Origin of the sequence: Aquimonas sp., from assembly GCF_044377145.1 — a bacterium.
In the GTDB taxonomy this organism is placed as follows: Bacteria; Pseudomonadota; Gammaproteobacteria; order Xanthomonadales; family Xanthomonadaceae; genus Aquimonas.
This window is the reverse complement of record NZ_JBILJQ010000066.1, coordinates 18071-31959: the sequence shown is the minus strand read 5'-3', so window position 1 is coordinate 31959 and position 13889 is coordinate 18071. Positions and strand designations below refer to the sequence as shown.

Genomic DNA, 13889 nt, shown 5'->3' with positions numbered 1-13889 from the left:
AGCTGAGCTGCTCAGCACACCCGGCGCGCTCAAGGCCAGATCCACACCCGTTGAGCTCGATCTGCCGGAGGTGGTTAGTTAGAAAAAACGTCGCCGAGTGTTGGGAAAGGGTTGACACGTTCCGCTCGATGCCGGCATCCAGGGCCTCAACCGCTACAGCTACGTGCTGAACAACCCGCTGAGCCTGACCGACCCGAGCGGCTACCTCTCACTGGGCCAAATCCTGCGCACCGTGGTGGCGGTGGCGATCACTGTTTACACGGGCGGCGCGGCCGGGGCGCTGTGGAGCCAAGCGCTGTACGGCCAAGCCTTCGCAGTGGCCGTCGCCGGCGGCTTTGCCGCAGGCGCGGTGCAATCGGGCACCCTGAAGGGCGGACTGCAAGGCGCCTTCTCGGCGGCGATCTTCTTCGGCATCGGCAGTTACTTCGACCAGGCCAACTCGGCCTCATCCTGGGCACGCAAGGGCGACAAACTGAGCACCATCGGCCCTGGGCCGTTGGCCCGCGCTGCTGCGCTACCTCGACAACAACCCGAACGAGACCGAGCGAAGCAAGGCGTCGTGAGCGCAGCGAACGTTGGGCTTTAACACGCGAGCATTGTTTGGCGCGCGCTTTATGGCGAGCCCCCGGTGTTGGCTATGACGCTGAACGAGGTCTTTCTGCCATCTTCATTGAAGCTGCCATCGACTACGCGCCTCGCGGCGATCTCGTCCAGACCCGCAGTGCCGATGGCGCGATCACCTTGTACACCCTGGCTGCTGACGGCCCCGCCCGCGCCTGCGCTGGATGCCCGCGGAGGTGTCGCGTGGCGTGCTTGGCTGAGCCACAGCAGGAGCAAGCTGACGGCAGCAAAGGCGGACAGGACATAGACCAGCCAGCTCGGTGTCGTAGCGAGCGAAAGCGCGTGCAGCACAACGCCGCTCAGTGCGAGTGCGAACAAGCGCAGCGCTTCGAAAATCGCGGCCCGGGGGTGATCTTCCAGAAGTACGCCCAAGGTGGTCAGGCTTAGAATCAGGCCGAACGCATAGGCGAGCGCAGCAGGCAGCGACCAGTTCGCTGCCTGCATCAGGAACAGCACGGCGGCGCCGAGCAGGGCGATGAATTGCAGCAGCACGTAGGCGGCGCGCAGTGGCGGCAGGGTTGGGTTGAACTCGGATCGCGCGATGTCGAATTCGGGCTTAGGATCGGCCGTCTGCACATCGGCCGGACGCCAACCAGGCCGCGCGAACCACAGCTTGAAACGGTCGCCCCAGCTTCTGCTGCGCAAGGTGTCGCGCAGCAGGCCGGCGTATACCTCGAGATTCGCCCACAGCGGATTGAAGCTGCGCAACGGCGCGCGCGTGCCGTACACCGGTGGGTCGCGTTCGTCCTCTTCAACGAAGGTGCCGAACAGGCGATCCCAAAGAATCAACAGGCCACCGTAGTTGCGGTCGAGATAGCGCATGTTCACGGCGTGATGGGCGCGGTGGTTGCTGGGGCTGGCGAATACGCGGTCAAACCAGCCCAGCTTCGGCACCAGTTCGGTATGGATCCAGTACTGGTAGAGCAGGTCGATCACCGCGACCACGGCGAAGACTTCAAGTGGAAATCCCAGCAGCGCCATCGGCAGATAGAAGATCCAGCCGAACAGCGCACCGCTGCTGGACTGACGCAGCGCCGTACTGAGGTTGTAGCGCTCGCTCTGGTGGTGAACGACATGCGCAGCCCAGAGGAGATTCACCTCATGGCCCGCGCGATGCAGCCAGTAGTAGCAGAAGTCATAGAGCAACAGGCCGCTGATCCACACCCAGGGGCTGTCGACGGGCAGCTCGAACAGCGCGACCTGCTGCAGCACCACCGCGTAGATTCCCACCTGCAAGGCCTTGCTGAAAACCCCCGATATCTGCGACAGCACGCCCAGCCCGATGCTGGAGATCGCATCATTCAGTCGGTACACCTGGCGGCCGAGCCAGCGCGCGGCGACCAGTTCGACCGCGATCAGCAGAAAGAAGCCCGGGATCGCGAACAGCATGATCGTCTCAGCCATGGGCGACGGCCTCCGGCCGAGGCACAGGCGACACAAGGGTCTGCTCGGCGCTGCGTACAAGACACCACTGGGCGGCGTAGTAGCTGGCCAGCACCCACAGCGGCGCCAGCGGCAGGGGAGTGGCGAAACGGTTGAGCGCAAGCAGGCTGTCGCTCAGCACGAACAGAGTCGCGCCCAGCGCTGCCGCCGGCCACGGCTGCCATCCACGCTGCAGGCTGTGTCCACTGGCCACCGCCGCCATCAGTACGAGTACCGCTACATAGGCCAGCACTGGCGCACGCATCGCACTCGGCACCTGCGGCAGCAGATAGGCCAGCACGCCAGTGGCGATCAGGGCGAACACCAGCAGGCCAGGCAGGGCGGAGCGCCGATCAAGCCCAAGGCTGAAGGCTCGGATATAGCAGAGGTGCGCCAGCAAGAAGGCGATCAGCCCCCCAAGGAACAGATCCGCCGGCCACATCAGCAACACATCGCCCAGCCAGGACAGGCCGAGCCCGGCCAACAGCCAGCTTCGCTGCGTGGAGGCAGCTACCGCATGCCACAGACGCAGGGCGATCAGCGCCGTCGCAAGCGGTTTGCACAGCCAGTGCACGAGCATCCAGGACGGGCCCAGCAGGGCGCCGGCGATGGCACCCAGGGCAGCGAGAACGATCAACGGGTCGAGAGTGGCGGCACGCACGTACGGTTCCGAGGTGAAGCGGATGCTGTGATGCTAGCAAGCATGCAGCACCGCAAGTCAGCTTGGCCGCGCCCAGATTCGGCGGGCCGCGTCACTGCCTTCTGCACGCCCTGGAACTACTGTGTCTTTCAAAGTCACGTCGCCACGCGGCGCCCGCAGCACGGGCAGTAGAGAAGCAATCGCGCGATAGTTCGGGCCAGCCGGAAGCGGCAGCTGGCAATGGACGTAGTCTCATGGCGTTGCATGGGATCTGACAGTATCCATACGACACACGATGACATGCCGGTGCGATCGGAGTTGAGGCCTGCGGCTCGGCGGGATCGATTTTCGTCTGCTTCGCGACAGTCTGGCCGGCGGCGTGATCAGCAGGCTCAACGCGCGACCGGCGCTTTGGCGAAGGGGCGAAAGGCCGCCCGCGGTATCCGGACAACACGGGCCTGTGAAGCCCTGCCGCGATCTTGATGCGAAGCATTCGCGTCGGGTTTCGCGCGGCCTGCATACTCGCCGCGACATCGTATGTCGGCGCCACCGGGCGGCGCCCCGGCAATGCGAAGCGCTCCCGTCTTGACTCCAGTCAACGCGCGAGCGGTGCAGACCGGTTAGCGTGCCGCCCCAGTCGTCCTGATCCCCAGCAATCGCCAGGAGTTTTCCATGTCCAACACACCCAGCACCCCCAGCCGCCGCCGCTTCCTGCACACCGCCGCAGTCGCTGCGGTCGGCGCGCCGATCGCGTTCCGTCTGCTCACCCAGCCGGCGCATGCGGCGTCCGACAAGCCGGCGCTGCCGCTCGACAACCCGCAGGCGGTCGCTTTGGGTTATGTCGAAGATGCGAGCAAGGTCGATGCTGCGGCCCGGCCGCAGTTCAAGCCGGGCAGCAACTGCAACAACTGCAACTTCATCCAGGGCGAGCCCGGTGAGCGCGTGGGCTGCATGCTGTTTCCGGCCAACAGCGTCGCTGGCGCCGGCTGGTGCGTGTCCTGGGCTGCCAAGGCCTGATCGTCGATCAAGCTCCAACGTGCACAGCAAAGGCCGGGCAACCGGCCTTTGCTTTTGGGCACGCGCTTCGGATACCTCTGCGCTGGATAGCTGTCACCCACGTGACGGGTGTCGGCAGTGGGCGAGCTTCAGTCGTGCGCGGCTGCGGCCGTGCAGCGCGAATCGTCAACACAGCCCAGCACGGGGCAAGCTGAAAATGGCCGTTGATGTTTTTCTTGAGCGGGTTGGTCGTTCTCGCGCAGCCTGAGTCCGTCTCAGCGGAGAGCAGCGGACGCTCCCCGCCGGATCAGTTCCGGCGGGTGTTCGCCCTGTCGACGCGGTGTGCCCGCAAGCCGTCGCCGGATCTACTCGCCGGCGCATCCTGACAGACGGCTCAGCTGCTGGCGGCCGCTGCGCTGCGCGAACGCGCCTGCTTGCGCGTTGAACCGGTAATCGAGTTCGAGCCGGTCGCATGCGGTGAATGCGATACGCACACGGCCGACCTCGCGCACATTGCGGTTGATGCCGGTCTCCAGCGAGCCGCCGATGGCATTGAGGATCGGCAGCTCGACTTCGCCGCGGGTGGCCTGCAGCGGGATCTCGCCCTGAATCCAGAACCAGTGCTGCGCATGCGGGTCGTTGGCCGCAGCCTGCGGGTCGAACGTGAACCAACCGGCGCTGAGCAGACCGGGTGAGCCCGCTGCGGGCGGCAGCACTTCCATCACCAGGCCCTGCCCATCTTGTTCCGGTCTGTACCACCCGCCGGACTGAGCCGTCGAGAACCCGCCGCCATCGGCCAGTCGCGCAGGTGGCTCGGTGCAATCGGTGCCGCCGGGGCCGAGACGCAGCAGTGAAGTCGCACCTGCCAGACCCGCCTCCTCACCGTCGGTGAACCGGTAGCGCAGCACGGCCTCGCCACAGCTGCGCAGGTACAGCTCGCCGTGGCCGATCACCTCGGGTACCGCCGCGCCATCGGTGGCGAAGGCGCCGCCGGCGCTGCGCACGATCTCGACGTTCAGTTGTTTCGCGCCGGGCGCGTAGCGCGCTTCCAGCGCATACCAGCGCTGATCGGCGGCGCGGTTGGTGCCGTTCTCGGCGTAGGTGAACCAGCCGCCGAGCAGGGCGCTGGCATTCGGCATGAGGCTCAACACCAGACCCTGGCCGCTGCTCTCCGGCGCGTACCAGACACCGGCAAGTCCAGCCACGCCGGGCCGCGGTGGGAGTGCGTCCAGGTCGAAACTGATGACTTCGATCTGCAGGCCCAGCTGTGCATCCACGGCCTGTGCAAGCACCCGGCCCTGGCCAAGGTTGTCGATGCTCATCGCCTGCGCCACGCAGCTGCGGCTGTGGGGACATCGCAGTGAGCGCACGTCGAGGCTGTCGCCACTCGCAAGGTCCAGCAGCTCGATCTTCGGCTGGTTCGAGCGGTCCGCCAACAGCACCGCGCGGCCGGAGGCGGCATCGAGCTTCAGATCGATCAAGCGGTCGCCCAGCACGCGGCGCTCAGTGCGTTGCCAGTTCCATCGCCCGGTCTGCGGATCCACGCTTCCGACTGTGCGCGTTCTGGCCCTGCCTGCAGTGGTGATGCCGGGCGGCGCGGCGATATCCGACTCCGCATCTCGCGCCACCAGCAGTTGCCCAGCGGCTTCCAGCAAGACGGCGGTGGTGCCTTCGACGTCGCCATCGCCCAAGTGCACCCGGTGCAGCAGCACACCGGACCCAGCCAGCAGCCACACCTCACTGCGGACGCCGGCCGCGCCGGAGATATCCACCAGCAGCGCAGCACCGGCGGTGCCTCGATCCAGCAGCGCCTTGGGTGCGATCTGTTCGTTGCTCGCGAGCCGCGCCTGAACGACCGTGCCCGACGCACTGGCCTGCACCAGGCTCAAGCCGCCCTGCGGATGTGGATAGGCAAACAACGCGGCGCCGTCCGCTTGGAGCGAGGCGCGCCAGACCGGAGGCGCATCGGGGCTGTATGCAGTCGGTCTCGGCAAGGTGGCGAGCGTGATCATCTCTCCGCTTTGACCGTCGCTTGACACCCGCAGCCGCTCCAGGCGCATCGACTGCTCGTCCCAGGCCGTGAAAAACAGGGTGGTGGCCCGCTGTTCCGCATCGAGGGCGAGCGTCGATGTCGGCTCGCGGGTTCCCACCAGCCCCACGCCTTGCAGCGGAGAAAGGTGCGGACTCAGCTGGTAGATGGGTTTGCCGGTTGCCCGATCGGTGCAGCTCACGGCGGACGCAATCTCGGTGAAGATGCCCCGGTAGACGATCGGACCCACACACACGCGCGAGTCGCTGGCCGCGACTGCAATCGGTCGGAGCCGGGTTCGGACACCGGTGGGGCCTGAGCTGTTGAGCGCGGACATCGACCTGGTGCGCAGATCCAGTGAACGGACCTGTGCGCCCTCGCTGCCGACGACGACGTCCACATGGCCGGGCGTGAATGCGTGCGCAGCGATCGAGCCCTGGCCCCCGACTGGAACACTCGCCTCGGGCCACGCGCCGGTCAGCGAGCGCCCGCCGTGTTCGAACGGCAGCGCCACCTGCGCACCCATCGCGTTGAAGCTCAGCAGCCGTGGGCCGTCGCGCTCAGGATCGAGGTTCAACGTGATCGCGCCGACCGCCGTCGCAGGGCGCAGTGATGGGTGCTCAGGCATCGGGCTGAGGCTGAGCCGCTCTTCGATGCCGATGCTGGCGACAACACGCCCCGCCCGATCCACCGTGCGCAGCTGCCCGCGGTCCGAGTCGAGCGCCGCGGTGAGCACGCCGACGACGTTGTCATCGATCAGGCGCAGACCGATCAGCCTGCGCCCGGGCTCCAGGCCAAGCGGCAGTCGCCACTGGCGGCGGCCCTCAGCATCGAATCGCATCAATGCGTCGGCAGGATCACCATCGACGCCTTGGGCGATCACCCATAGCGATCCATCGCTGGAGACGGCACTGTGCGTCGCTGTGCGCACCGAGGGCTCAACAAGCCGCACTTGTTCGACGCGCGTGCCGATCAGGCGCGCGTATGAGAGACCCTGGCTACTGCCCAGCAGGGCCAGATCAAAGCTGCCGTCATCGCGCTGGGCCAGCACTTCGATGCGCTGCAGGCCCGCAGCCATCATGTCCAGTGCGACCCACTCTCCGTCGGCCTGAAGGCGTTGAACCCGACGTCTGGCGTAGTCACTGGAGGCCCCGGACACCAGCCAACCGCCGCTGACATCGGCGTAGAACGAAACGCCATCGCAGGTGGTGCGATCGGTCGGGTTGCGCCAAAGCTGCTCACCCGAGGCATTGAAGCGCTGGATCTCGCAGTTGCCGTTGGCAAGAACCGGAGCCAGCACCAGCCAACCTTGGTCTGGCAGTGCGATCAGCCGGCTGCGGCGGTCGAAAGCCGGATCGTGCTGCAGGCGCTCGCGCACTTGGCCGGCGGCATCCCGACGCAGCGCCCACCCGCCAACGACCTGCAGAAAGCCGCTGTCGGTGCGGGCCAGCGCGCCTTCGTCGCGAACGGAAAGATCGGCGGCCTCGCTGCTGCGGTAACGCCATTCCTCTGCATCCGAGGACGAGGCGAAAACCAGCGACAGGGCGAGCAAACACAGGACAGGTTTCATCGAATACTCCGCAATGATAAGAATCGAGCACGCGTGGCCGCTGAGTTGGCGCCTGTGATTGAACGCCCGGCGATCGGACCACGATCCGGCTCGAATGTCTGTGGCGAATCTGTAGGGCCAGCGGGCAGGGCCGCCCCGGTCATGCGCGAGCGACCCGGAGTCCGGCGCCTCGCAACCCAAGTCGCTGCGCATACATGGCCGCGGCGCGACTACAGTGTCGGCCTCTCCGCCGCGCGCCATTGCCGAGCCTTTCACATGCTTTCGATGCTCCCCGAGCAGTACTCCGCCTACATCAGCGCGCTTGGCCTGGGCCTGCTGATCGGCATCGTCCGCGAGCGCCAGCGCGATCCCAGCCACAAGGCCGCGGCCGGGATGCGCACGCATACGCTGGCTGCCTTGGCGGGGGCGGTCGGGTGGCAGCTCGGGGTGCCGGTGTTCGCCTTGACCCTGGCGGCGATTGCGCTGCTGGCCTATGGCAGCTATCGGCTGAACCCGCCGACTTCGCCCGGGCTGACCGGCGAGGTGGCCCTGGTGCTGACGACCTTGCTCGGCGGGCTCGCGCAGACGGCGCCCGGTCTCGCCGCCGCGCTGGCGGTGCTGGTGGCGCTGCTGCTGCAGTCGCGCGAAACCCTGCATCGCTTCGGCCGCGAGCTGATCAGTGAGGCCGAGGTGCGCGATGGCCTGATGCTGCTGGCGGCGGTGCTGCTGATTCTGCCGCTGTTGCCGAACGCGGCGGTTGGCCCCTATGGCGTGCTCAATCCGGCCAAGCTGTGGCAGCTGGTGGTGCTGGTGATGGCGATCAGTGCGGCCGGCCATGTCGCGCTGCGCATGGTTGGCAGTCGGTTCGGTCTGCCGTTGGCGGGCTTCTTCGGCGGCTTCGTGTCGTCGACCGCGGCCATCGCCGGCTTCGGGCAGCGCGTGCGCGAGCAGCCGGCGCTGCAGGTGTCCTGTGTCTCGGCAGCGCAGTTCGCGGCACTGGCCTCACTGCTGCTGTCGCTGCCGGTGCTGGCAACGGTGTCGCCGGCGTTTCTGCAATTGGTGCTGCCGCAGCTGCTGAGCTTCGGCGCGGTGCTGGGGCTGGCCGGTGCGTTCGGCCTGCGCGGCAATGGCGCGGATGCCTCGCAGGCGATGCCGACCGCGCAGTCGCGGATGTTCCGGCTCAGCCATGCGCTGGTGTTCGCGGCGCTGATCGCCGCGGTGCTGCTGCTGTCGGCCTGGCTGCAGCAGCGTCTCGGCAGCGCTGGCGTGCTGGTGACCGCGGCGATCGCTGCGCTGATCGAGCTGCACGCGGCGATGGCCTCGGTGGCCCAGCTCGGCACCACCGGCGGGCTGGATCCGCAGACTGCGCGTTGGGCACTGCAGGGCGTGCTCGGCGCCAGCGTGGTGTCGCGCAGCATCGTCGCCTTCGTCGCCGGCGGGCGGAGTTTTGGCCTGCAGGTCGGCGGCAGCCTGTTGCTGGCGTGGTTGCTGTCGTGCGCGGCGGTGCAGCTCTGAGGCGCGCTCGCCTGCGATCATCGAGGCTGAATCTGCGCGGTCAAGGCACTTGGCACGGGCGTTGCTCATAGACCCTCATCGATCCGCATTTCGGGACTGCCACCCTCATGTCGCTGCAGCTACGCCTGATTTCGAGTTTTCTTGGCTTGATCCTGCTGCTCGGTCTGCTCGGCTGGCTGGGCCTGCGCAGCCTGACCGACAGCCTGCAGCTGGCGGTGGGTGAGTCGGCCAGCGCGGTCGGTCGCTCGCTGGTGACCGTGCTGCATGCCGCGCGCAGCGACATCGTGCGCGACAGCGGCGACGCGCCGCCCAGGATCGATATCGAGACCCTGATCGAACGCAGGATCAAGAACCCTGCCGATGCCGGCCCGCAGCGCGAAGTGCGCATGCAGATCAACGGGCAGGTGCTGACGCCCGAACAGATCGAAGCCCTGCTGCCGCCCGGCGCCGAACGCTTCGACCCCGACGCGGTGCGCTTCGAGGTGCGCCGCGCGGAAGGCGTGGCCGCGCTGCGCGTGCAGGGCCTGGGCCCGGAGCTGCAGATTCCGCTGCCGGAGTCGCCGGTTCAGCGCAGCATCGAGCAGTTCACCGTGCGCCTGCTGTGGGGCTTGGCGGGGCTGCTGCTGCTCGGCCTGATCGGCTCGGTGCTGATCGCGCGCCGGCTCACCCGGCCGCTGGAAGACCTGGCGACAAGCGCGCAGGCACTGGGCCGCGGTGAACTCGGGCTGCAGATCTCGCCGCGCGGCCCGCCCGAGCTGCGCGCCAGCATCGAGGCCTTCAACCGCATGTCGGCCGATCTTTCCGCACTGCGGGCGGAGGCCGAGCGTCGACGCGAGGATCGCGCCCTGGCCGAGCTCGGCGAGATCGGCCGCGGTCTGGCGCATTCGCTGCGCAATCCGCTGCACGCGCTGGGCCTCAGCCTTGAAGCCTTGGCCGCCCGCGGTGACGGCGTCGACACCAGCCTGGTTGCCACCGGACGCGAGCAGCTGGCGCGCATAGATCAGGCCCTGCGTGGCTTTCTGGCGCTGTCGGCTGCGGCCGGCGCGCAGGCCGAAACGGTGTCGATCAGCGCCGTGGTTGACGACGTACTGCTGGAAGCGAGCCAGCGTGCCGCCGGACAGGTTCGGTTCGAGCGCGCGCTGGCGCCGCTCAGTCTGCTGGCGGTGCCGGCCGAGCTGCGCATCCTGCTGCACACCCTGGTGCTGAATGCACTGGAGGCCTCGCCCGCGGGCGGCTGCGTGCGCGTGCACACGCGCGCCGAGGCTGATGGCGCGGTGCTGATCGAGGTCGATGACGGTGGCGCAGGGCTGTCGGCGGAGATCCGCGCGCGATTGTTCGAGCCGCATGTCAGCAGCAAGCCGACCGGCGCCGGCATGGGCCTGTACCTGTCGGAGCGGCTGGCCCGTCAGCGGTACGGTGGCGATATCGAACTCGAAGCCCTGCAGCCGCAGGGCACGCGCGCCCGGCTGCGGCTGCGGCCGCGGCGCTCGCAGGAGAACACGCATGTCGCATGACGATCGCCCGGGCGTCGGCATCCTGCTGGTGGAGGATGATCCGCTGCAGCAGCAGCTGGTGTCCGAGCTGCTGCGAGCCGCCGGCCACAGCGTGCGCATCGCCGATGGCGAAGCCGCCGCGCTGGCCCTGCTGGATACGCCGGGGCTGGTATTGGTGCTATCGGATTTCAGGTTGGCGCAGGGCGACGGACTGTCGCTGCTGAAATCGGTGCGCCGGCTGCGGCCCGAGCTCAGCTTCGTGCTGGTGACCGCCTACGGCCGCATCGAACACGCGGTGGAGGCGATCCAGGCCGGCGCCGATGATTACCTGGCGAAACCCTTCGAGCGTCAGGCCCTGCTGCTGACCCTCGACAAGGCCCTGCGCAGCGGCCGGCTGCGCGCCGAGAACCAGCGACTGAATCAGGCTCTGGGCGAGCAGGAAGGTCTGATCGACATGATCGGCCGTGCGCCGGCGATGCAGCGCCTGTACCGGCAGATCCAGCGGCTGGCGCCGACCGAGGCCACCGTGTTGATCCAGGGTGAGAGCGGCACCGGCAAGGAGCTGGTGGCGCGCGCCCTGCACAAGCTGTCGCGGCGCAGCGATGCGGCCTTCGTGGCGGTCAATTGCGCGGCGATTCCCGAAGGCTTGATCGAGGCCGAGTTCTTCGGCGCCGAGCGCGGCGCCTACACCGGCGCCCAGGCCGCACGCGCCGGCTGGTTTGAACAGGCCGATGGCGGCACCTTGTTTCTCGACGAAATCGGCGAGCTGCCGCTGAACCTGCAGCCCAAGCTGCTGCGCGCGCTGCAGGAGGGCCGCATCACCCGCGTCGGCGGCGCGCGCGAGCAGGCCGTCGACGTGCGCGTGCTGGCCGCCACCAATCGCGATCTCAAACGCGAAGTCGCCGAAGGGCGTTTTCGTGAGGACCTGTACTGGCGGCTCAATGTGGTCGGCCTGGATCTGCCGGGCCTGCGCGAGCGCCGCGAAGACATCCCGATGCTGGTGGAGCACTTCGCCGCCCGCGCGGCGCGGCAACATCGGCTGCCTCCCAGTGCTATCCCGCGTTCGCTGCTGCGCGGCCTGATGGAGCGCCCGTGGCCGGGCAATGTGCGCGAGTTGGGCAACGCAGTGGAACGACTGGTGCTGCTGGGCGAGGACGCCGATTCACCGGCCGCGGACACCGCCGCCGGCCGCGGTCGCGACGGCGATGTGCGCCTGCCCGCGGAAGGCCTCGACTTCGAGGCGCTGGAGCATTCCCTGCTGCAGCAGGCGCTGACGCGCACCGCCGGCCAGCGCAAGCGCGCCGCCGCGCTGCTGGGCCTGAGCTACAAGACCTTTCTGTACCGGTTGGAGAAGCATGGCCTGGCCGAGGGCAAGGAGCCGGAAGGCGGCGAGGCCTGACGCGCCCAGCATCGCGTTCCGCATTTGCGGATCGGCAGTCCGCAGATCAGGCCCGGGCGCAGGGGCGTAGCGAGAGATTAAGTGCAAGGTATTGATATTTAAATGGATTCGGACTTGGCACGGTGTCTGCTGAGACCCCAGTGCCCGGCACTTGATCGCCGCGGTATCCCATCGACCAAGGAGAGTCCCATGCACACGTTTCTGTCCGGCCGCAGCCTGCTCAGCCTCGCCCTCGCGGCCACCGGCTTCGTTGCCGCACTCGGTTCGGCCGCTGCCGCCGACCGCGACACCACCGAGATCCGTTTTGATGCCAATGGCGCCGAGCAGCGTGTGGTGGTCGACATGACCCAGCTGGCCCCAGGACAAAGCCGTCAACTCACCGCCGACAGCGGGCTGCCGGCGATCGTCACCCGCACCGACGAGGGCCTGCGCGTTGAGATCGCCGGCGAGATCCGTGAGATCGCACTGCCGCCGGTGGAGGTGATCGAGCTCGGCGGCGACGGCGACAGCCAGCAGATCGTGCTGAAGCGTCACCGTGTCGATGGCGCCGCCATCGGCGGCGATACGCCGCGCGAGGTGCGGGTGGTGCGCCATGTGCGCAGCGGTGATGAGGTCGACTCCGCTGAGCTGGATGCCCTGATCGCCGAGGCCCTCGCCTAGGCCGACGTGGCAGACGGCGAGCCGGGCAAGCTGCGGGTGATCCGCCGTATCGAGCGGCAGCCGGAGGACGGCAGCGGCACGAACTGATACGGGCCAGACCTTTGTTGCCCAGTCCGGCGCTGCACCCCCAGCGCCGGGCTGCTTTTGTTTCCACGCCAACGCTCAGGTCGGTGTCGCTCAGTCGCTTGCTTGCCTCGCCGCTCAGTTTCTCAATCGCGACGCAGACGCAGCGCGCGGCTGAGGTCATCCCACCAGTAGCGGGCGAAGCTGCGCAGCAGGCCGCGCTGCAGATCGATCGGGCGTCCACGCGCCAGCCGCTCCATCTGCTGGTAGTACCAGCCCTGGGTGCCCAGCACATTGATCATCTTCATCAGCAGGATCGGGCTGGCCGGCGAGCGCCAGCCGCGCGCGGCCAGATGCAGGCGCCGCTCGTGCGCGGGCAGGCTGTCGATGCGCCGCTCCAGCAGCTCGCGCGCGCAGTCCGGATCGGTGCAGAACGGCCGCGCCAGGCCGATCACATCCAGCGCGCCGGACGCCAGCGCGGTCTCCATTCCGGCGCGCGATCGAAAGCCACCGGTGACCATCAGCGGCATCGTCGCCACCGCACGGATCGCCTCGGCATACTCCAGAAAATACGCTTCGCGCACGCGGCTGCTGCTGCGCACCGCGACTGCATCACCGGAGCGCCCGGACACGCCGAGCAGCTGCGGCTGCTCGTAGGTGCCGCCGGAAATCTCCAGCAGGTCGATGCCTTCGGCATTCAGCAGGGCAACCACCTGCAGGCAGTCGGCATGGCTGAAGCCGCCCTTGCGGAAATCGTCGGAATTGAGCTTCACCGACACCGGAAACGCCGGCCCAACGGCCGCACGCGTTGCGCGCACGCACTCGATCAGCAGGCGCGCGCGGTTTTGAAGGCTGCCCCCCCAGCGGTCGTCGCGGCGATTGGTCACCGGCGACAGAAAGCTGCTGATCAGATAGCCGTGGGCGCCGTGCACCTGCACGCCCGTAAAGCCGCAGGTCTTGGCGATCGCGGCCACGGCGGCGAAGCGTTCGATGATGTCGAGGATCTCCGCCTCGCTCAGCGCGCGCGGGGTCTTGTAGTTGCCCAGCAGATCCAGCTTGACCGCCGACGGCCCGACCGGTTGGCGGGTGGCGTAGCGCGGCGACTGCCGGCCGGCGTGGCTGATCTGCATCCACAGCTGCGCGCCGCTGGCGGTGCCGGATTCGGCCCAGGCGCGCAGCCGGCCTCGCGCTTCGACATCGATCGAGGGCGGATGGCGGATATCGATCGCGACATTGCCCGGTCGTTCGATCACGTGACGGTCGACCATCACATTGCCGGTGATGTTCAGGCCGACCCCGCCGGCGCCCCACAGCGCGTACAGACGCGCATGCTCAAGCGTGGCGCGGAGCTGCGCATCGCCCAGGCCTTCGGTCATCGCGGTCTTGCACAGGCGGTTCGGCAGCACCACGCCGCAGGGGAGGGTGAACGGCTCGGCCAAGGCATCAATGGCAGTGCTTGCGCGCAGACTCATGGGCATCCGGGGGCAGAAGATCGTGCCGGA

Annotated in this window: 10 protein-coding genes; 6 read left to right on the top strand and 4 right to left on the bottom strand. The window is 68.0% G+C overall.

Annotation, left to right across the window (positions count from 1 at the left end):
- Positions 1-163: 163 nt before the first annotated feature.
- The gene (locus tag ACIQ7H_RS17290) at positions 164-586 is read left to right on the top strand and encodes a hypothetical protein (RefSeq protein WP_395793793.1); all 423 of its coding nucleotides are present in this window, start codon (positions 164-166) and stop codon (positions 584-586) included.
- 26 nt (positions 587-612) lie between these two features.
- Here ACIQ7H_RS17290 and ACIQ7H_RS17285 read toward each other — a convergent pair whose 3' ends face one another.
- Positions 613-2025, bottom strand: a complete 1413-nt coding sequence (locus ACIQ7H_RS17285; RefSeq protein WP_395793791.1) for a sterol desaturase family protein — start codon at positions 2023-2025, stop codon at positions 613-615.
- Complete coding sequence (locus tag ACIQ7H_RS17280; protein ID WP_395793789.1) at positions 2018-2704, bottom strand: lysoplasmalogenase; 687 nt, start codon at positions 2702-2704, stop codon at positions 2018-2020. The genes ACIQ7H_RS17285 and ACIQ7H_RS17280 overlap by 8 nt, the downstream gene beginning before the upstream one ends.
- A 651-nt stretch (positions 2705-3355) precedes the next feature.
- Between ACIQ7H_RS17280 and ACIQ7H_RS17275 the strand changes: the two genes are divergently transcribed.
- Positions 3356-3700, top strand: coding sequence for a high-potential iron-sulfur protein (locus ACIQ7H_RS17275; RefSeq protein WP_395793787.1), 345 nt, complete (start codon positions 3356-3358; stop codon positions 3698-3700).
- Positions 3701-4044: 344 nt separating this feature from the next.
- On the opposite strand, the gene ACIQ7H_RS17270 is transcribed toward ACIQ7H_RS17275, so the two are convergent.
- Positions 4045-7278, bottom strand: coding sequence for a hypothetical protein (locus ACIQ7H_RS17270; protein WP_395793785.1), 3234 nt, complete (start codon positions 7276-7278; stop codon positions 4045-4047).
- 255 nt (positions 7279-7533) lie between these two features.
- Here ACIQ7H_RS17270 and ACIQ7H_RS17265 point away from each other — a divergent pair, with 255 nt between their 5' ends.
- The 4 genes from ACIQ7H_RS17265 (at position 7534) to ACIQ7H_RS17250 (ending at position 12324) form a co-directional block, all read left to right on the top strand.
- Positions 7534-8772, top strand: a complete 1239-nt coding sequence (locus ACIQ7H_RS17265) for an MgtC/SapB family protein (RefSeq protein WP_395793783.1) — start codon at positions 7534-7536, stop codon at positions 8770-8772.
- A gap of 107 nt (positions 8773-8879) precedes the next feature.
- Positions 8880-10286, top strand: a complete 1407-nt coding sequence (locus ACIQ7H_RS17260; protein ID WP_395793782.1) for an ATP-binding protein — start codon at positions 8880-8882, stop codon at positions 10284-10286.
- Positions 10276-11664, top strand: a complete 1389-nt coding sequence (locus ACIQ7H_RS17255) for a sigma-54-dependent transcriptional regulator (protein WP_395793781.1) — start codon at positions 10276-10278, stop codon at positions 11662-11664. The genes ACIQ7H_RS17260 and ACIQ7H_RS17255 overlap by 11 nt, the downstream gene beginning before the upstream one ends.
- A gap of 189 nt (positions 11665-11853) precedes the next feature.
- Positions 11854-12324 carry a hypothetical protein gene (locus ACIQ7H_RS17250; protein WP_395793780.1) on the top strand — a complete coding sequence of 157 codons (471 nt, stop codon included), beginning with the start codon at positions 11854-11856 and terminating at the stop codon, positions 12322-12324.
- Positions 12325-12533: 209 nt separating this feature from the next.
- On the opposite strand, the gene ACIQ7H_RS17245 is transcribed toward ACIQ7H_RS17250, so the two are convergent.
- Positions 12534-13859 (bottom strand): NADH:flavin oxidoreductase/NADH oxidase family protein, encoded by a 1326-nt coding sequence (locus ACIQ7H_RS17245; protein ID WP_395793778.1) that lies wholly within the window; start codon positions 13857-13859, stop codon positions 12534-12536.
- Positions 13860-13889 lie beyond the last annotated feature (30 nt).